At 40.3% G+C, this 18186-nt stretch carries 16 protein-coding genes; 15 read left to right on the forward strand and 1 reads right to left on the reverse strand.

What is annotated here, in order from left to right; all coding sequences use genetic code 11:
- The first annotated feature begins 3 nt into the window (after positions 1 to 3).
- The 15 genes from rfbA to ugd all read left to right on the forward strand — a co-directional run bounded on the left by rfbA (position 4) and on the right by ugd (position 17020).
- Positions 4 to 897: a glucose-1-phosphate thymidylyltransferase RfbA gene (gene rfbA, locus V7Q49_RS01430; RefSeq protein WP_333848958.1), complete on the forward strand. Its 894-nt coding sequence runs from the start codon at positions 4 to 6 to the stop codon at positions 895 to 897.
- 120 nt (positions 898 to 1017) lie between these two features.
- Complete coding sequence (gene gmd / locus V7Q49_RS01435; protein ID WP_333848959.1) at positions 1018 to 2136, forward strand: GDP-mannose 4,6-dehydratase; 1119 nt, start codon at positions 1018 to 1020, stop codon at positions 2134 to 2136.
- A 5-nt stretch (positions 2137 to 2141) separates the two neighbouring features.
- On the forward strand, positions 2142 to 3107 hold the full coding sequence (gene fcl, locus V7Q49_RS01440; RefSeq protein ID WP_333848961.1) for a GDP-L-fucose synthase: 966 nt from the start codon (positions 2142 to 2144) through the stop codon (positions 3105 to 3107).
- A gap of 2 nt (positions 3108 to 3109) precedes the next feature.
- Positions 3110 to 3586, forward strand: coding sequence for a GDP-mannose mannosyl hydrolase (locus tag V7Q49_RS01445; RefSeq protein WP_333848962.1), 477 nt, complete (start codon positions 3110 to 3112; stop codon positions 3584 to 3586).
- A 5-nt stretch (positions 3587 to 3591) separates the two neighbouring features.
- Complete coding sequence (locus V7Q49_RS01450; protein ID WP_333848963.1) at positions 3592 to 5046, forward strand: mannose-1-phosphate guanylyltransferase/mannose-6-phosphate isomerase; 1455 nt, start codon at positions 3592 to 3594, stop codon at positions 5044 to 5046.
- A gap of 29 nt (positions 5047 to 5075) precedes the next feature.
- On the forward strand, positions 5076 to 6455 hold the full coding sequence (locus tag V7Q49_RS01455) for a phosphomannomutase CpsG (RefSeq protein ID WP_333848964.1): 1380 nt from the start codon (positions 5076 to 5078) through the stop codon (positions 6453 to 6455).
- A gap of 387 nt (positions 6456 to 6842) precedes the next feature.
- Positions 6843 to 8102 carry a flippase gene (locus tag V7Q49_RS01460; protein WP_333848965.1) on the forward strand — a complete coding sequence of 420 codons (1260 nt, stop codon included), beginning with the start codon at positions 6843 to 6845 and terminating at the stop codon, positions 8100 to 8102.
- On the forward strand, positions 8099 to 8809 hold the full coding sequence (locus V7Q49_RS01465; RefSeq protein ID WP_333848966.1) for a hypothetical protein: 711 nt from the start codon (positions 8099 to 8101) through the stop codon (positions 8807 to 8809). Before V7Q49_RS01460 ends, V7Q49_RS01465 begins: the two co-directional genes overlap by 4 nt.
- Before the next feature lie 132 nt (positions 8810 to 8941).
- Positions 8942 to 9997 (forward strand): EpsG family protein, encoded by a 1056-nt coding sequence (locus V7Q49_RS01470; protein ID WP_333848967.1) that lies wholly within the window; start codon positions 8942 to 8944, stop codon positions 9995 to 9997.
- 35 nt (positions 9998 to 10032) lie between these two features.
- A complete protein-coding gene (locus V7Q49_RS01475) occupies positions 10033 to 10929 on the forward strand; it encodes an alpha-1,2-fucosyltransferase (RefSeq protein WP_333848968.1) in 897 nt (298 codons plus the stop codon).
- A 40-nt stretch (positions 10930 to 10969) separates the two neighbouring features.
- A complete protein-coding gene (locus V7Q49_RS01480) occupies positions 10970 to 11731 on the forward strand; it encodes a glycosyltransferase (protein WP_333848969.1) in 762 nt (253 codons plus the stop codon).
- Between the two features lie 136 nt (positions 11732 to 11867).
- Entirely contained in the window at positions 11868 to 12989 is a 1122-nt protein-coding gene (locus V7Q49_RS01485; RefSeq protein WP_333848971.1) for a glycosyltransferase family 4 protein, read from the forward strand.
- A gap of 43 nt (positions 12990 to 13032) precedes the next feature.
- Positions 13033 to 14046 (forward strand): UDP-glucose 4-epimerase GalE, encoded by a 1014-nt coding sequence (gene galE, locus V7Q49_RS01490; RefSeq protein WP_333848972.1) that lies wholly within the window; start codon positions 13033 to 13035, stop codon positions 14044 to 14046.
- 148 nt (positions 14047 to 14194) lie between these two features.
- Positions 14195 to 15601 carry an NADP-dependent phosphogluconate dehydrogenase gene (gene gndA, locus V7Q49_RS01495; protein ID WP_333848973.1) on the forward strand — a complete coding sequence of 469 codons (1407 nt, stop codon included), beginning with the start codon at positions 14195 to 14197 and terminating at the stop codon, positions 15599 to 15601.
- 252 nt (positions 15602 to 15853) lie between these two features.
- On the forward strand, positions 15854 to 17020 hold the full coding sequence (gene ugd, locus V7Q49_RS01500; protein ID WP_333848974.1) for a UDP-glucose 6-dehydrogenase: 1167 nt from the start codon (positions 15854 to 15856) through the stop codon (positions 17018 to 17020).
- 46 nt (positions 17021 to 17066) lie between these two features.
- Here ugd and V7Q49_RS01505 read toward each other — a convergent pair whose 3' ends face one another.
- Entirely contained in the window at positions 17067 to 18071 is a 1005-nt protein-coding gene (locus V7Q49_RS01505) for an NAD-dependent epimerase (protein WP_333848975.1), read from the reverse strand.
- Positions 18072 to 18186: the final 115 nt, after the last annotated feature.

Genomic DNA, 18186 nt, shown 5'->3' on the forward strand with positions numbered 1-18186 from the left:
GAAATGAAAACGCGTAAGGGAATTATTTTAGCTGGCGGGGCCGGTACTCGGTTATATCCAGTGACGATGGCTGTTAGCAAACAATTATTGCCAATCTATGACAAACCGATGATTTACTATCCGTTGACCACTCTTATGTTGGCAGGGATTCGCGATATTCTTATCATCAGTACTCCCCAGGATACTCCTCGTTTTGAACAATTGCTTGGTGATGGCAGTCAGTGGGGTATCAATCTTCAATACGAAGTGCAGGCAAATCCTGATGGGCTCGCACAAGCTTTCCTCATTGGCGAGAAATTCCTTGGTACGGATGATTGTGTATTAATCCTGGGCGATAACATTTTCTATGGTCATGATTTACCTAAGCTGATGGATAAAGCTGCTAATCAGGAAGGCGGGGCGACAATATTTGCCTACCACGTTAACGATGCTGAGCGATATGGTGTGGTAGAGTTTGATAACACGGGCAAAGCAATAAGTCTCGAAGAAAAGCCAACGGAACCAAAAAGTAATTATGCGGTTACCGGCCTGTATTTTTACGACAATACTGTTATCAGTATGGCAAAAGACCTTAAACCATCCGAACGTGGTGAGTTGGAAATTACCGACATCAATCGTATTTATCTGGAGCAGGGTCTTTTAACTGTCGCAATGATGGGGCGAGGATATGCCTGGTTAGATACAGGAACGCATCAAAGTCTTATTGAAGCAAGTAATTTTATTGCGACTATTGAAGAAAGGCAGGGTCTAAAAATTGCCTGTCCTGAAGAAATTGCATATCGTAAGGGTTTTATTAACAAAGAAAATTTAGAAGCCTTAACGGCTCCGTTCTTAAAAAATAATTATGGTAAATATCTACAAAAAATCATCAATGAGCAGAGCGATTTAACAAAATAACTTCGCTTTGCGGTAGCATTAATTAATGCGTGCATTAGTATGGATATTATTGCCAATACTTTCATGTCACACATCATGCATTTATTATAATCATCAATATGATTCAAATTAAGGTAAATTATGAGTAAAGTTGCACTTATTACAGGTATTACTGGGCAAGATGGTTCCTATCTGGCTGAATTCTTGCTTGAAAAAGGCTATGTAGTTCATGGCATCAAACGCCGTTCTTCTTCTTTCAATACAGAAAGAGTCGATCATATTTACCAAGAGCCACATACTAGCAACTCTAATTTTCATTTACACTACGGTGATTTGACTGACACCTCAAACTTAACTCGAATTATTTCAGAAGTTCAGCCAGATGAAATTTATAATTTAGGTGCAATGAGTCATGTTGCGGTTTCTTTTGAATCCCCAGAATATACTGCCGACGTTGATGCAATCGGCACGTTGCGGATATTAGAGGCTATTCGATTTTTAAAATTAGAGAAAAAAACGCGTTTTTACCAGGCGTCTACATCTGAGTTATATGGTCTTGTTCAGGAAATACCGCAGAAAGAAACAACACCATTTTATCCTCGATCACCTTATGCTGTAGCTAAACTGTATGCTTATTGGATTACGATTAACTACAGAGAGTCTTATGGTATCTATGCATGCAATGGAATACTGTTTAATCATGAATCACCAAGACGCGGTGAAACTTTCGTAACGCGTAAAATTACTCGTGCTTTAGCGAACATCTCATTGGGATTGGAAAAGTGCTTGTATCTGGGAAATATGGATTCCTTGCGTGACTGGGGACATGCGAAAGACTATGTAAAAATGCAGTGGCTTATGTTGCAGCAAGATCAGCCAGAAGATTTTGTGATTGCGACGGGTATTCAATATTCAGTTCGTGAATTTGTAAGACTTGCCGCACTTGAATTGGGTATCACGCTTCGTTTCGAAGGTGAAGGTGTAGAAGAAAAAGGCATCGTTGAGTCCATTACTGGTGATAAAGTGACCGGGGTTCAAATCGGAGATGTAATTGTCTCTGTAGACCCACGTTATTTCCGACCTGCGGAAGTTGAAACTCTTCTGGGCGATGCGACAAAAGCTTGTCAGAAATTAGGTTGGAAGGCAGAGACATCATTGCAAGAACTGGTTGCTGAAATGGTGTTAAGCGATTACGACACCGCAAAAAGACATTCTCTGCTGCAAAAGAATGGCTACGCCGTAAATATTTCGCAGGAATGAGTGTTATGAACAAAACAAGAGTTTTCATTGCCGGGCATAACGGAATGGTAGGTTCAGCGATAGTACGTAAGCTGGCCAAAGAACCTGATGTTGAATTGATTTTAAAAGATAGAAAAGAACTGGATTTATTAGATTATAAAGCTGTTAATGAATTTATAAAAAAAGAAAGACCAGATCAAATCTATCTTGCAGCTGCAAAAGTCGGGGGTATAGTTGCTAATAATACATATCCCGCAGATTTCATTTATCAAAACCTAATGATCGAAGCGAATATTATTCATGCTGCTCATATAAATGATGTGCAGAAATTATTATTTCTTGGATCTTCATGCATTTATCCAAAACTTGCAGCGCAACCGATTAAAGAAGATGAGTTGTTGCAAGGAACATTAGAATCCACCAACGAACCATATGCAATAGCAAAAATTGCAGGTATCAAGCTTTGTGAATCTTATAATCGGCAATATGAGCGTGATTATCGTTCGGTTATGCCAACGAACTTATACGGCCCGAATGATAATTTTCATTCCGAAAACTCTCATGTCATACCTGGATTGATGAAGCGTTTCCATCAGGCCAAATTGGATAATGCTCCAACAGTTACCGTGTGGGGTAGTGGGAATGTCATGCGTGAATTTTTGCATGTCGACGATATGGCTGCTGCTAGCATTTATGTGATGAATTTAGAACGCAATGTATGGCTGGAAAATACAGAGCCAATGCTTTCGCATATAAATGTCGGAACAGGAATAGACTGCACGATTAAGGAACTTGCACAAGCTATTGCGCAAACTACCGGTTACGAAGGCCGCATAGAGTTCGACTCAACTAAACCTGACGGTACACCACGAAAGCTACTCTGTGTAGAGCGTTTATCGAAACTGGGCTGGAATTATCAAACTGAACTGCAGAATGGGTTGCAGGACACATACGCTTGGTTTAAGGCTAACCAGAAAAGTATTCGAGATTAATTATGTATTTGCCGGATGATGATTTTAAAAAAATCATACAAAGTAGCCCGTTGATCTCAATAGATTTATTGGTGAAAAACGAGTGTAACGAATTCCTCTTTGGTGAAAGAGTCAATCAGCCTGCTAAGGGATATTGGTTTGTACCCGGTGGTCGTATCTTAAAAGATGAGACTATTGAACAAGCTATGCAGCGGATAAGCCTTAATGAGTTGGGTGTTACTTTGCCACTACAACTTGCTAAACATTATGGCGTGTGGGAGCATTTTTATCCCGATAATTTTTTTAATGATGAATTCACCACTCATTACATCGTCCTTGCATACATAGTTAATGTCATTAAACAGGATATTAATCCGCCTAAAACACAGCATCAAAATTTTAAGTGGCTCCGTAGAGAACAGATTTTAGTAGACTCTACGGTCCACAATTATTCAACATCATATTTTTTGAATGATGCTATTGTCACAGCAATTGGGTAATGTAGATGTCAAATATAAAAGAACCATACAAGCTTTTCCCTGTTATAATGGCTGGTGGGACAGGTAGTAGACTGTGGCCTTTATCCAGGGAATTGTACCCAAAGCAGTTTTTATCGTTGACTGGCCAGTCTTCAATGTTGCAAACCACGTTGAATCGATTGACTGGCATGCATTGTGAAAATCCAGTCGTAATATGTAATGAATTACACCGGTTTATTGTTGCTGAGCAATTGCGTAATATTGGTATGCTTTCCAATAATATTATTTTGGAACCGGAAGGTAGAAATACTGCGCCAGCAATTGCTTTAGCTGCATTAACTATATTAAAAGCGAATCCTGATTCAGATTCATTGCTCTTGATTCTTGCTGCCGATCATATCATTGAAGATGAAATTAATTTCAGGAAAAGCGTTACTGGTGCTCTGGAACTTGCTCAATTGGGTAAATTAGTTACGTTCGGGATTATTCCAACGCATCCAGAAACTGGTTACGGCTATATTAAAAGAGGCGATAAATTTAGTCATGTTTCTGTCGATTTATCTGAAACTGGTTATGCAGTAGAAGCATTTGTTGAAAAGCCTGATTTATCAACCGCTGAAACTTTCCTTTCCTCGCAAGAATATTACTGGAACAGTGGTATGTTCCTTTTCAGTGCCAAAAATTATCTTGCGGAATTGAAAAAGTATCGACCTGATATTCTCGAAGCATGTGAGAAAGCGCTTAACTCCTCAATGCCTGATATGGATTTTGTCAGAGTAGATCAAGAAGAATTTTTAAGATGCGCGTCAGAATCGATTGATTATGCTGTTATGGAAAATACCAGTGATGCCGTCGTAGTACCATTATCCGTTGGTTGGAGTGATGTCGGTTCATGGTCATCTCTTTGGGACATCTCTACAAAGTCTGAAGGGGGTAATGTGCTTCAGGGAGATGTCATTGTCACTAATTCGCAGAATAATTATATAAATGCTGAATCATCGTTAGTTGCTGCTGTTGGCATAGATAATTTAGTTATCGTACAGACAAAAGATGCAGTTCTGGTTGCTAATAAAAATGATGTCCAGGACGTTAAAAAAATAGTTTGTGATTTAAAGCTGGAAGGGCGGCGTGAATATTATAGTCACCGCGAAGTTTTCCGGCCGTGGGGAAAATATGAAGAAATTGCCCACGGCAACCGTTATAAAGTAAAACGTATTACGGTTAAAGAAGGTGAGGGACTATCGCTGCGATTGCACCATCATCGTTCTGAACATTGGGTTGTAGTTTCAGGTACTGCCCGTATGACCTTGTCTGGTGAAAGCAAATTACTTGTAACGAATGAATCAGTTTATATACCTGCCGGAGCGAGCTATAGCCTCGAAAATCCCGGTGTTATTCCGTTAGAGCTTATAGAAGTTACCTCTGGCGATTATCTTGAAGAAGACGATATAGTACGATTCAGCAATCGTTATCAAAATTAACATATTTGATGATATGAGAGCATGTAAGAATGGACCAGTTAACTTGCTTTAAAACATATGACATACGCGGTCGTATTGATAGTGAAATAACCACGGATATAGCCTGGAAAATCGGCAAGGCGTTTGGTATTTACTCTAATGCCAAAGCTGTAGTAGTGGGCGGCGATTGTCGACTTACTAGTGAATCTTTTAAAATGGCCGTGGCAAATGGTTTAAGAGATGCCGGGGTTGATGTTATTGATATTGGAATGGTGGGCACAGAAGAAATTTATTTTGCCACCTCATATCTAAATCTTGATGGCGGTATTGAAATCACAGCTAGCCATAATCCAATTAATTACAATGGGATGAAAATTGTCGGAAAGAATTCGCAACCAATTAGTTGCGAAAACGGTCTGAATGAAATAAAGAAAATAGCTGAATCAATTGAAATTGACGCTAATATCATAAATCTCAAAGGAAAATATAATAAAATATCCTTAAAGGATGAATATGTTGATCATATTTTGTCCTTTATCGATTTAAATAATATAAAGCCATTAAAAGTTGTAGTTAATTCGGGGAACGGATCTGCAGGCCCTGTAATTGATTGTTTGGAAAAGCGCTTTCAAGAAAATAATGTCCCAATAACAATCATAAAACAACATCATGATGTTGATGGTACTTTTCCACATGGGATACCAAATCCTTTACTCCCAGAATGTCGCCAGGATACCTCTGATGCGGTGTTGCATCATGGGGCGGACCTGGGTATTGCATTTGATGGCGATTTTGATAGGTGTTTCTTTTTCGATAAAAATGGACGTTTTATCGAGGGATATTATATTGTTGGATTGCTAGCCGACTCCTTTTTGAAAAAGGAGCCAGGTGCTAAAATTATTCATGATCCGAGATTAATTTATAATACAATTGATATTGTTAAAAAAGCAGGAGGCACTCCTGTGATGTCAAAAACCGGGCATGCCTTTATTAAAGATAGAATGCGCCTTGAAAATGCCATATATGGTGGGGAAATGAGCGCGCATCATTATTTTAGAGATTTCTTTTATTGCGATAGCGGCATGATTCCCTGGCTGTTAGTTGTTGAAATGCTGAGTATTCAAAATACGGGTTTGAGCCAATTAATTGATTCTTATATCTCTGCATGGCCTGCTTCTGGCGAAATCAATCGTCGAATAGCCGACGCGCGTGCTTGTATTAAAGAAATCAACGATAATTATGCCCCTTCTGTACTTTCTGTCGAACATGTAGATGGCCTAAGTATGGATTTTGGTGATTGGCGCTTTAATTTACGTTCATCAAATACTGAAAACTTAATCCGATTAAATGTGGAAGCACGTGGAGATTATGCTTTAATGGAAGCGAAAACTTCAGAGCTTCTTCGTTTCCTGGATGCTTATGTAGAGTGACGTATTGTAACGGCATTTCAGTAACCTGAAATGCCGTAAAAATGAATAAAATCCATCTTTCTAATAAGTGGATTTTTGCAGTAGCAGTAAGCTAAATATAGATTGACTAAAGTGTCTGTAAGCTATCGATAGTTATACCTATGCCTTAAAAAATATACATCATATAGAGGCCTCAGGTTGCGTCGTATGATGTATGTAATTTACTGGAAGCGACATTGGTAAATCGAAAGAAAGTATTTAGTAACGTAATGCAGAGCATAATCTACTTTTGAATTATTATTCTTGCCTTAAAAGTTCAATTTTAAGGTGATATTTCTAATTCGGAAAATCATCAACCTGGATTTTGCTATTCAACGTACCTATATTTAAATAACCAAGTTAATCAAATTGAAAATTTTAAAGAATAGTTTTTGGAATATTGGGGGATTTATCATCCCCTCATTGATTGCGATTCCAGCGATGGGTATGATAGCCCGTTTACTTGGGGTTGAACTGTTTGGCTTATTCACGATCTTTTTTACCATTTTTGGCTTTGCAAGTATTCTGGATGCAGGATTAAGCCGTACGGTCATTCGTGAAGTTGCGATGTATCGTGAAGATAAGAAACAGCTGGATATTATACTTTCAACCTCTTTGGTAATGATACTGACCATCAGTGTATTAGGCGCGATTCTTGTAGCTTTAAATGCGAATAATATTGCTGGTATTTTCAATGTATCGGGTGAGCATATAAACGATGTCGTCATTTCTCTAAAAATTATCAGCATATCCTTTCCCTTTTTGCTATTTTCTCAAATATACACAGGTTATCTTGAAGGATTAGAGAACTTTAGATCAATCAACTTACAAAAAACAATAACTGGCTCTATACTTGCGTTACTCCCCGTTGTTCTTATTTATTATAACGCTTCTCTTAGCTCAGGAATACTTGGGTTAACCCTCGCTAGAGTTATTTCTTTTGCGATAAATCATTACTGTGTTCGGCGTTATGTGACAATTAATTTTTTGCTATTTGACAAGCATGTATGTAAACGACTTTTATCACATGGCGGTTGGGTATCAGTGAGTAATATTATAAGTCCCTTGATCCTGTATTGTGATAGATTCATTTTATCGAATATGTTGGGTGCTAAAAATGTTGCTTTTTACACCGCTCCATCTGAAATAGTCAATAGAATTTCAATTTTCCCAAATGCGATTTCTCGCGTCCTGTTCCCGCTGTTTAGTCATTCAATAAATAAAAAAGAGACGGGTAAACAGCTTCGGCATGGTTATCTGCTAGTAGGAGGCAGTGCTTTAATAATAATTTTGCCTTTCCTGATCGCACCTGCTTTTATTTTGAATAGTTGGGTAGGCAAAGAATACGGAGCACATTCTGTAGGAATCTTATTCGTGCTTTTACTGGGGATGTTTGTCAATTCGATCGCTCAAGTAACCTTTGCTGAAATTCAAGCGAAGGGTTATTTCAAAGCGACGGCTATTATACATGTTATCGAATTGGTTCCCTATTTTTGTTTCCTCTATTTTGCAATCAAACAATACGGTTTGTTAGGTGTGGCTTGGGCCTCTACTTTTAGGGTCATACTGGATTTTATAATGTTACTTATTTTTAGATCTTTCATACAGAATGGTGAAAAATTAAAATGACTCCACTCTTGATAACTTCTTGTGTTGTTTCCAATGCACCTCTTACAGTATTGAGCGATAGCAATGCGCGTTTGCAGTCAACAATGAATGCTCTTTTGGAATTAGCTAAAAATTGCCGCGAAGTTCCTATAGTCATCTGTGATGGCAGCGGTTATGAATTCACAAATGAAAGGAAAGCACTTCAAAATATATTTAAAGAAATAGAATTCCTCAGTTTTCACAACGATAGTGATTCAGTAAAACTGTACGGTAAGGGTTATGGTGAAGGGCAGATTGTAAACTTTGCTCTGGAACATAGCCGAATTTTAAAAAAGTACGATGCTTTTGCGAAATGCACCTCTAAGCTGTGGCCCTCAAATTATCTTGAATGTATTAACGCTTTTTCTGGTCATGCCGCATTTTTAACGGCTCCGTTTTTTTCTCCAGATAAGGTAGATACAAGATTTTATATTATAAAAAAACAATATTATCTTGATAAATTTTCAAATATTCATACTAAGGTAGATGACTTAAATGGACGTCATCTGGAGCATGTCTTTTTTGAAGTAATTGATGGATTACCTTATAGAGATGTGATTGGCCGTATCATCCCTGAGATGTATGGACACTCTGGATCGGTTGGTATTCATTTCAAGCCTTCAAAAGCTAAAAACTTCATTAAAAAAATGAAGGTATTATTTGCAACGGCTCTCAACCTTAAGGTATAAGAGTGGCATTTAATTATTGTGATATTAACTTTTATTGTTAGCATATTCGCTAAGATAAAGTTATTTCTCTGTATTTCTGTACTACGCTATGCATTACCTTTTTTATTATTTTGAGGGCTATTAGCATCTTATATGTATCTTATAATTTTAATTTATCTGCTATGCTGCTCGCTGGTAAATAATAAAAGCATTACTGGCTTTAATATATTTGTTACTTTTTGCATTATGAGTGGTTGGTATTTTCCTGCTTATGATTGGATGAACTACCATGATTTTTATGCTCGAATAGATACTGTAGGTTATTTAAATAGTACTTTTGAGCCTGGTTTTACGGCATTAATGAAATTTTGTGCCTTTTTCAATTTTGATTATCATGTCGTTTATATTTTAAGCAATGCAATAATCTATTTTTTCATATATAAATATTGCATGAAGTTCCCCCGGCCCGGATTTGTATTTTTCTTTATTTTTTCTTTGTTCGGGTTTGTATTATTTGCTGAGCAAATTAGACAAGGTATCGCCTTAGCCATATTGTTATATGCTTCTGGGCGAAGGAAGTTTATCTTTTATGCGTTAATTGCCTGTCTTTTCCATTATTCAGCAGTTTTCGCTATTGGATTGGAATATATAATTAACAGTGATGATAAACGGCGTAAAAGATTAACCTTTATATTTGCTGGTTGTTTGGCAGTGGTTGTTGGCTTTATATTGTTAGGTATGGGTTCTCCAGTATTTGATTTTATTAATAATAAACTTGCTAACCATTTGAACGTGAATATCCTTGCTCCATCATTTATGGTTGGATTGTTGTTATACTTTATGTTTCCATTTTTTTGCTTATATAAAAACAGAAATAATATTATTAGCAAGAAATGGCAATATTTCTGTTTTACAGTAATTTTATTAGGGGTGCCTTTCCCAGTTTTCAACAGATTCACATATTACTGTTACCCATATATTATTCCTGATATGGAGAAGTTATTTTCTCGATACATACATCGTGCAATTTTGATTCTTGCTATAGTATTTATACTTGGGCTGAGGATTGTTATATCACCGATCTATTTACCGTTAATGAGTGACTATCACTTCTATATTCCGGGACTTACTGATGCGCCAAATTATGAATCAATCAGGATAGATCGCTGCATCATTTTAAGAAATAATGATGTTAACGATTTCTGTTAGAAATATTTTTGTATGATTTGATAGAAGGAATGGTAATGATTGTTCGCTTAACTGGTGGATTAGGGAATCAACTTTTCCAGTTCGCTGCAGCAAAAGTTTTACAAAATAAATTTGGCGGCAATGTTGTCATTGACGACAGTTATTATGCAAATCAACCTAAAAAAGACACTTTGCGTAATCTGGAAATTTTTCAATTCAATGTTGAGTACACTCGGAAAAGTAACAGAAGAGAGCAAACTAATATTCGTAATGCAGTATTAATACATAAAGTATTAACGCGCATTCCTGTATTAAATCAGCCTTCGTTAATTTATAAAGCTTCTCGATTAATTAATATATACTCGGAAGAATTATTTCTTAATAATGTTGTGCCTAAAGAAAATGATTGTCTCATTGGACATTTTCAGAACTACAACTTCCTGAAAGACCAGTTGGTTTCTATTCAGGATGAGTTTTCATTAGCTCCAGAAGTTAAAGAGCAGATGCTTGGGCTTGATGCATATCGTTATATTACAGAACATGATAATACTATTGCGATTCATATACGCAGAGGTGATTATGTCTCTAATAAAAATGCCAGTGCTTTCCATGGGCTTTGTGGTATAGATTACTATAAAAAAGCGTTAGAGTTTTTTGCTGTTAAAATTTCAGAGCCGAATTATGTGTTTTTCTCTGACGATATTGAATGGGTAAAAGAAGCATTCTCATGGGTGCCTAATGCTTACTATGTTGAACATAATGTACCTACGTTTTCTGCTGTAGATATGTTTTTAATGTCTCTGTGTAAACATAATATTATCGCTAATAGTACCTATAGTTGGTGGGGCGCTTTTCTAAATAGAAATTCAGAAAAAATAGTTATATGCCCTCAACAATGGACGTTGGGGCACAGTATTGACCAACTTTATGTAGATGGTTGGGTTAAAATTTGAATTATATCTTCATGATTTTTATTAAAAGTAACGTGATGCTATGAGCGACAAATACGGTGTTAGTGGATTGATCGCCCTGAACAATATTGATAAATATACTCGCTTAGCGATTGATAGTATTCTTAATCAGACCCGCTCTCTCGATGAGCTTGTCGTTGTTGTTAATGGGAAAAACAGGGCGTTTATAAAAAGTACTTTGACGGAATGGTATGCTGAAATCAGCAATATCAAATTTATTGACTGCTCTTTGGAACAACTTTCTTTCGCATTGAACCTGGGCTTAACAAAATGCGAATATAAATATGTTGCGAGAATGGATGCGGATGATATATCCCATCCGGAAAGAATTGCAACACAGCTTGCGTTTATCGAAGCACACAATCTGGATGTCGTAGGTTGTGACATATATAAAATAAACTCTTCAAGCGAGATTATTGGAGAAGTTAGTTACCCCCGAGGTAACAAAATCAAAAATAAACTCAAATATAGTAATCCATTTTGCCATCCTGCAGTAATGTTTAAAAAAGAAACTATCATGATGGCACGCGGATATAATGCTGGTTTTAAATCAGAAGATTATGACCTTTGGTTAAGATTAGCGCGTACGGATATCAGATGGGATAATATTGAAAATATATTATTTAGCTACCGTATCCATGATAGTACGGCCCAACGCAAATCATTAGCATATGCAGAGCTTACAGGATTAATGTTCCGCGAAATGCTGGTTAATAAGAGCTTCCACTTTTTTGTTGCTTCACTGATTGCAATTTTGAAGTTTTTTATTCGCGGCAAAGATTGATTTGTTTACTTTGTACCATAGATGTTTAGTAACATTGTATAATTCACAAGCGTTTCAATTAGTTAATTATAAGATATTTATAGTTGCTATTATAATGTTGATATTTCGTGGTCATATTTTGTCTCAGGATTTGTAAATGCGGATATTATTTATTGGTAACCAAAGCGGAACCATCGTTCTTTTTCGAAAAAGATTGATAGAAAAATTTATATCTAAAAACTGTGATGTATACACACTCACAATGGATAATAATGCTGAAAATTTCAAGCAAATTATTAATATTGGTGCGCATCCATCGAGATATGAGTTTTCACGTTCAGGCACCAACCCATTATCCGATATATATAACACTTTTAAACTTTCTAAGATAATAAAAGAGTTAAAGCCTGACGTTGTTTTTTGTTTTTTCCCTAAGCCGGTTATTTTCGGTGCTCTTGCATCCCGATTAGCGGGGATTAAAAAAATCGATGTGCTGCTTGAAGGATTAGGTTATTGTTATACGAAGCATGCTACGCCTGATAGTTTTAAGAAAAAAGTACTCCGAACTGTGCAAACAACGCTTTATAGAATAGTTCTGCCCCGATGCAGACAAGTAATGTTTCTTAATCCAGACGATCATAAAGAGCTTCTAATTAATAATAATATTACTGTAAAATCTACTCAAGTTGTTGGAGGAATTGGCGTTAATTTAAATGAGTATAACTATTACTCTCCAAAGATTGAACCCGTACACTTTACTATGGTTTCTCGTCTTTTAATCGAGAAAGGTGTACGTGAGTTCGTACATGCTGCTGAAAAAGTAAAAAAAGTCTATCCCAATGTGAAGTTTAGTATCGCTGGTACTTTTGATGATAATCCTGGTGGTATTACAAGTGCTGAATTTGAATCATGGGTTAAAAGCGGTGATGTCGAATTTTTAGGTCAAATTTCTGATATTAAGTCTCATCTTGAAAATTGCAGCGTATTTGTTCTTCCTTCCTACCGTGAAGGTGTGCCAAGAAGTACTCAGGAAGCTATGGCTGTTGGCCGGCCCATCATTACCACAGATGTTCCAGGATGTCGGGAAACAGTCATTGATGGCAAAAATGGTTTCTTGATTCCGCCTTGGAACGAAGATGCCCTTGCTGATAAAATGATGACCTTTATTCAGCAACCTGAACTTATTGTGACTATGGGAAAAGCAAGTCGCGAAATAGCACAGGCTAAGTTTGATGAAGAACAGGCATGCGATCTATTAGTATCAGTCATCTTATCCTGAGATAACCTATAAGAAGCTTTACCTGAAAGTTTGAGGGGCCATTATGTCAATATTGGTAACAGGCGGGGCAGGATACATCGGTTCTCATACCGTATTGTCCCTTTTAGAGCAGGGTTATGAGGTTGTCGTTCTCGATAACCACAGTAATTCCTCTTTCGAATCGCTACGCCGCGTCAAAATTTTAACGGGATGTGATATCACCTATTATGAGGGCGATGTCTCAAATCGTTTACTTCTACAGAATATTTTTTCAGAAAACGATATCAAACAAGTTATTCATTTTGCTGGGCTTAAATCTGTTTCCGAATCAGTTCAGTCGCCACTTAAATACTATGACAACAATGTTATGGCAAGCATTGTCCTCATTCAGGAAATGATTGCGCATAATGTTTGCGAACTTATTTTTAGTTCGTCTGCAACGGTTTATGGCATACCTGAATCTGTTCCGCTTAACGAAGATTCTAAAATAGGGGGGACTACAAACCCCTATGGTACGTCTAAGTTAATGGTAGAGCAGATATTACGAGATACAGCAAAAGCTTATCCGCAATTAGATATTACGATACTCCGTTACTTTAACCCAGCAGGTGCTCATCCCTCAGGACTTATTGGAGAGGATCCAAGCGGTGTACCTTGCAATCTAGTACCTTATATTAGCCAGGTTGCTGTTGGTAAACTCCCAAAACTTTTGGTTTATGGTAATGATTATCCTACACATGATGGCACCGGTGTAAGAGATTATATCCATGTCATGGACCTTGCAGAAGGTCATATCGCTGCATTGAAACATAAAATGGCTGAAAGCAATTGTAGAACGTACAATTTAGGCACCGGCAAGGGCTATTCAGTATTGGATTTGATATCTGCTTTCGAGCGCCAAAGCGGTAAAATAATCCCTTATCAATTTGTTGAACGACGTATCGGTGATGTTGCTGAGTGTTGGGCAAATCCTTCTTTGTCGCAGCAAGCATTGAATTGGACCGCCAGCCGAAGTTTAGATGACATGATGCGAGACTCATGGAACTGGCAACAAAAGAATCCAACTGGCTATGAGTGATGAATCGGATCTAAAATCATTGTCCATTCATGCTTGATGTCTTCTAGCAGGTTGATTTCGGTTAACATATCGAGACATCCTGAGTTAGCATAATAAACACTATTACCTGCGTTGAGTTTCGCAGTATCACACCTGACAGGAGTAAGTAATGTCCAAACAACAGATCGGCGTCGTCGGTATGGCAGTGATGGGGCGCAACCTGGCGCTGAACATCGAAAGCCGTGGTTATACCGTCTCCGTTTTCAACCGCTCCCGTGATAAAACCGAAGAAGTGATTGCCGAGAACCCTGGCAAAAAACTCGTTCCTTTCTATACGGTTCAGGAGTTCGTTGAATCTCTGGAAACGCCTCGTCGTATCCTGTTAATGGTGAAAGCGGGCGCTGGCACCGATGCAGCCATCGACTCCCTGAAACCGTATCTGGAAAAAGGCGACATCATCATCGATGGCGGTAACACCTTCTTCCACGACACCATTCGTCGTAACCGTGAACTGTCAGCTGAAGGCTTCAACTTCATCGGAACCGGTGTATCCGGCGGTGAAGAGGGCGCGCTGAAGGGCCCATCCATCATGCCTGGCGGTCAGAAAGATGCCTATGAGCTGGTTGCGCCGATCCTGACAAAAATTGCTGCCGTTGCTGAAGACGGTGAGCCGTGCGTGACCTATATCGGTCCGGACGGTGCGGGTCACTATGTGAAGATGGTTCACAACGGTATCGAATACGGTGATATGCAGCTGATTGCAGAAGCCTATTCTCTGCTGAAAGGCGGCCTTAACCTCTCTAACGATGAGCTGGCGCAAACCTTCACCGACTGGAACAACGGCGAGCTGAGCAGCTACCTGATCGACATCACCAAAGATATCTTCACCAAGAAAGATGAAGAGGGTAAATACCTGGTCGATGTGATTCTGGATGAAGCGGCGAACAAAGGTACCGGTAAATGGACCAGCCAGAGTTCACTGGATCTGGGCGAGCCACTGTCCCTGATCACCGAATCAGTCTTTGCACGTTATATCTCTTCTCTGAAAGAGCAGCGTGTTGCAGCCTCTAAAGTGCTGACCGGTCCACAGGCGAAGCTGGCAGGCGACAAAGCAGAATTCATCGAGAAAGTCCGTCGCGCACTGTACCTGGGTAAAATCGTCTCTTACGCACAGGGCTTTTCTCAGCTGCGTGCCGCGTCTGATGAGAACAACTGGGATCTGAACTACGGTGAAATCGCGAAGATTTTCCGTGCCGGTTGCATCATTCGTGCGCAGTTCCTGCAGAAAATCACCGATGCGTACGCTGAAAACGCAGGCATTGCAAACCTGCTGCTGGCACCATACTTCAAGCAGATTGCTGATGATTACCAGCAGGCGCTGCGTGACGTCGTAGCCTACGCAGTGCAGAACGGCATTCCAGTGCCGACCTTCTCTGCTGCAGTTGCGTATTACGACAGCTATCGTGCTGCCGTTCTGCCTGCTAACCTGATTCAGGCGCAGCGCGACTACTTCGGTGCTCACACGTATAAGCGTACCGATAAAGAAGGTGTATTCCACACCGAGTGGCTGGATTAATCTGATTTAACTCAGTCATGTAGCGAGGCCCGGTGAACGTCACCGGGTTTTTTTTATCCATAATATCCCCGTGTTGCCTAACCTGGTTCATCCAGGAGGCTATACTGCAGCATAAACCACTATAATTGTCCCTTTCTGCAGCCAGCCATTCGTCTTGACATCAACTCGGCATACGGGGTAAAAACCCCAAAAGTTGCTTATTGCGGTGGGGCGATTGTCGCTCCCGACACTTAACTTAAAGAAGTTAATTCAATGAAAATAACAATCTCCGGTACAGGTTATGTGGGTCTCTCTAACGGGATCCTGATTGCACAGCACCATGAAGTGGTGGCCCTGGATATCGTGCAGGCCAAAGTGGATATGCTTAACCAGAAGATCTCCCCTATTGTGGATACAGAGATCCAGGATTATCTGACCAATAAGCCGTTGAATTTCCGCGCGACAACCGACAAAGTTGACGCCTACAGCGGTGCGGATTTTGTAATCATTGCCACGCCAACCGATTACGATCCAAAAACGAACTATTTCAACACTTCTAGCGTTGAAGCGGTGATCAAGGATGTGACGGCGATTAACCCGAACGCCGTGATGATCATCAAATCGACCATCCCTGTCGGCTTTACCCAATCGATCAAAGAAGAGCTGGGTATCGATAATGTCATTTTCTCGCCTGAGTTTTTGCGTGAGGGCAGGGCATTGTACGATAACCTGCACCCGTCACGTATCGTCATTGGCGAGCGCTCAGAGCGTGCAGAACGTTTTGCTGCCCTGCTGCAGGAAGGCGCAATCAAAAAGGACATCAATGTCCTGTTTACCGATGCGACAGAAGCTGAAGCCATCAAACTCTTTGCCAATACCTACCTGGCGATGCGTGTCGCCTATTTTAACGAGCTGGACAGCTACGCAGAGAGCCTGGGGTTAAATACCCGTCAGATCATCGAAGGCGTATGCCTCGACCCGCGGATCGGCAACCACTATAACAACCCTTCCTTCGGTTACGGTGGCTATTGTCTGCCGAAAGACACCAAGCAGCTGCTGGCCAATTACCAGTCCGTACCGAACAACTTAATTTCTGCGATTGTGGATGCTAACCGCACGCGTAAGGATTTCATCTCTGACTCCATTCTGGCGCGTCATCCAAAAGTCGTGGGCGTGTATCGACTGATCATGAAGAGCGGTTCGGACAACTTCCGTGCCTCGTCCATTCAGGGTATTATGAAACGTATTAAGGCGAAAGGCGTTCAGGTCATCATTTATGAACCCGTAATGAAAGAAGATGAATTCTTCCATTCACGCGTGGTTCGCGACCTGGATGCCTTCAAGAAAGAAGCGGATGTAATCATCTCTAACCGGATGGCAGAAGAGCTTTCTGACGTGGCGGATAAGGTCTATACCCGCGATCTGTTTGGTAGCGACTGATTTGTCGACAGCAGAATAAAGCCCGGCATAATCGCCGGGCTTTTTTTTAAACCTTATAAAACTCGCGATACCAGTCAACGAAGTTTTTCACACCCTCTTTAACCGAGGTCTGCGGTTTGAAGCCGATAACCTCGTACAGCGCCGTGGTATCCGCGCTGGTCTCCAGCACATCACCTGGCTGAATCGGCATCAAGTTCTTGTCAGCTTCAATGCCCAGTGCCTCTTCCAGTGCCGTGATGTAGTCCATCAATTCAACAGGCGAGCTGTTACCGATGTTATAGACACGATAGGGTGCGGAGCTGGTTGCCGGGGAGCCAGACTCAACCGTCCATTCACTGTCAGCCTGAGGGATCACATCCTGCAGGCGAACAATGGCTTCAGCAATATCATCGATATAGGTGAAGTCACGCTTCATCTTACCGAAGTTGTAAACGTCGATGCTTTTGCCTTCTATCATGGCTTTGGTGAACTTAAACAGCGCCATGTCGGGACGACCCCACGGGCCATAGACGGTAAAGAAGCGCAGGCCGGTCGTCGGCAGACCGTACAGATGGGAGTAAGTGTGGGACATCAGCTCGTTGGCTTTCTTGGTCGCCGCGTAGAGCGAAACCGGGTGATCCACGGAGTCGTCGGTCGAGAAAGGCATTTTGCGGTTCAGTCCGTAAACGGAGCTGGAAGAGGCGTACAACAGGTGCTGCACTTTATTGTGGCGGCAGCCTTCCAGCACGTTCAGATGACCCACCAGATTGGCTTCTGCATACGCGTGCGGGTTATCCAGGGAGTAACGTACGCCCGCCTGGGCGGCGAGATGGATCACCCGGTCGAATTTTTCAGCGGCGAAGAGCGCCGCCATACCGTCGCGGTCAGCCAGTTCAAGCTTATGGAAGCTGAAGTTCGCGGAGGTTAGCAGATCAAGACGCGCCTGCTTCAGGTTCACATCATAATAGTCATTGAGGTTGTCGATACCCACAACCTGATGTCCGGCATCAAGGAGCCGCTTGCTGACATGTGCGCCGATAAATCCTGCCGCGCCAGTGACCAGAAATTTCATAACTGTCCTCATCTGTTACTTATCATGTCCGGTGCGTTAAATACCGGATTTGGGGTATGATAACGCGATGCGCAGGCTAACCAAACATCATATTTTCGATATGGCTAATCGGATT

This window comes from Leclercia sp. (genome assembly GCF_036780805.1).
GTDB lineage: Bacteria > Pseudomonadota > Gammaproteobacteria > Enterobacterales > Enterobacteriaceae > Enterobacter.

Coding starts and splice junctions, on each gene's coding strand:
- V7Q49_RS01450 (WP_333848963.1), top strand. CDS start 3,592: ATGTCAAATATAAAAGAACCATACAAGCTTTTCCCTGTTATAATGGCT.
- galE (WP_333848972.1), top strand. CDS start 13,033: ATGTCAATATTGGTAACAGGCGGGGCAGGATACATCGGTTCTCATACC.
- V7Q49_RS01480 (WP_333848969.1), top strand. CDS start 10,970: ATGAGCGACAAATACGGTGTTAGTGGATTGATCGCCCTGAACAATATT.
- V7Q49_RS01470 (WP_333848967.1), top strand. CDS start 8,942: ATGTATCTTATAATTTTAATTTATCTGCTATGCTGCTCGCTGGTAAAT.
- ugd (WP_333848974.1), top strand. CDS start 15,854: ATGAAAATAACAATCTCCGGTACAGGTTATGTGGGTCTCTCTAACGGG.
- fcl (WP_333848961.1), top strand. CDS start 2,142: ATGAACAAAACAAGAGTTTTCATTGCCGGGCATAACGGAATGGTAGGT.
- V7Q49_RS01455 (WP_333848964.1), top strand. CDS start 5,076: ATGGACCAGTTAACTTGCTTTAAAACATATGACATACGCGGTCGTATT.
- gndA (WP_333848973.1), top strand. CDS start 14,195: ATGTCCAAACAACAGATCGGCGTCGTCGGTATGGCAGTGATGGGGCGC.
- V7Q49_RS01465 (WP_333848966.1), top strand. CDS start 8,099: ATGACTCCACTCTTGATAACTTCTTGTGTTGTTTCCAATGCACCTCTT.
- gmd (WP_333848959.1), top strand. CDS start 1,018: ATGAGTAAAGTTGCACTTATTACAGGTATTACTGGGCAAGATGGTTCC.
- V7Q49_RS01475 (WP_333848968.1), top strand. CDS start 10,033: ATGATTGTTCGCTTAACTGGTGGATTAGGGAATCAACTTTTCCAGTTC.
- rfbA (WP_333848958.1), top strand. CDS start 4: ATGAAAACGCGTAAGGGAATTATTTTAGCTGGCGGGGCCGGTACTCGG.
- V7Q49_RS01505 (WP_333848975.1), bottom strand. CDS start 18,071: ATGAAATTTCTGGTCACTGGCGCGGCAGGATTTATCGGCGCACATGTC.
- V7Q49_RS01485 (WP_333848971.1), top strand. CDS start 11,868: ATGCGGATATTATTTATTGGTAACCAAAGCGGAACCATCGTTCTTTTT.
- V7Q49_RS01445 (WP_333848962.1), top strand. CDS start 3,110: ATGTATTTGCCGGATGATGATTTTAAAAAAATCATACAAAGTAGCCCG.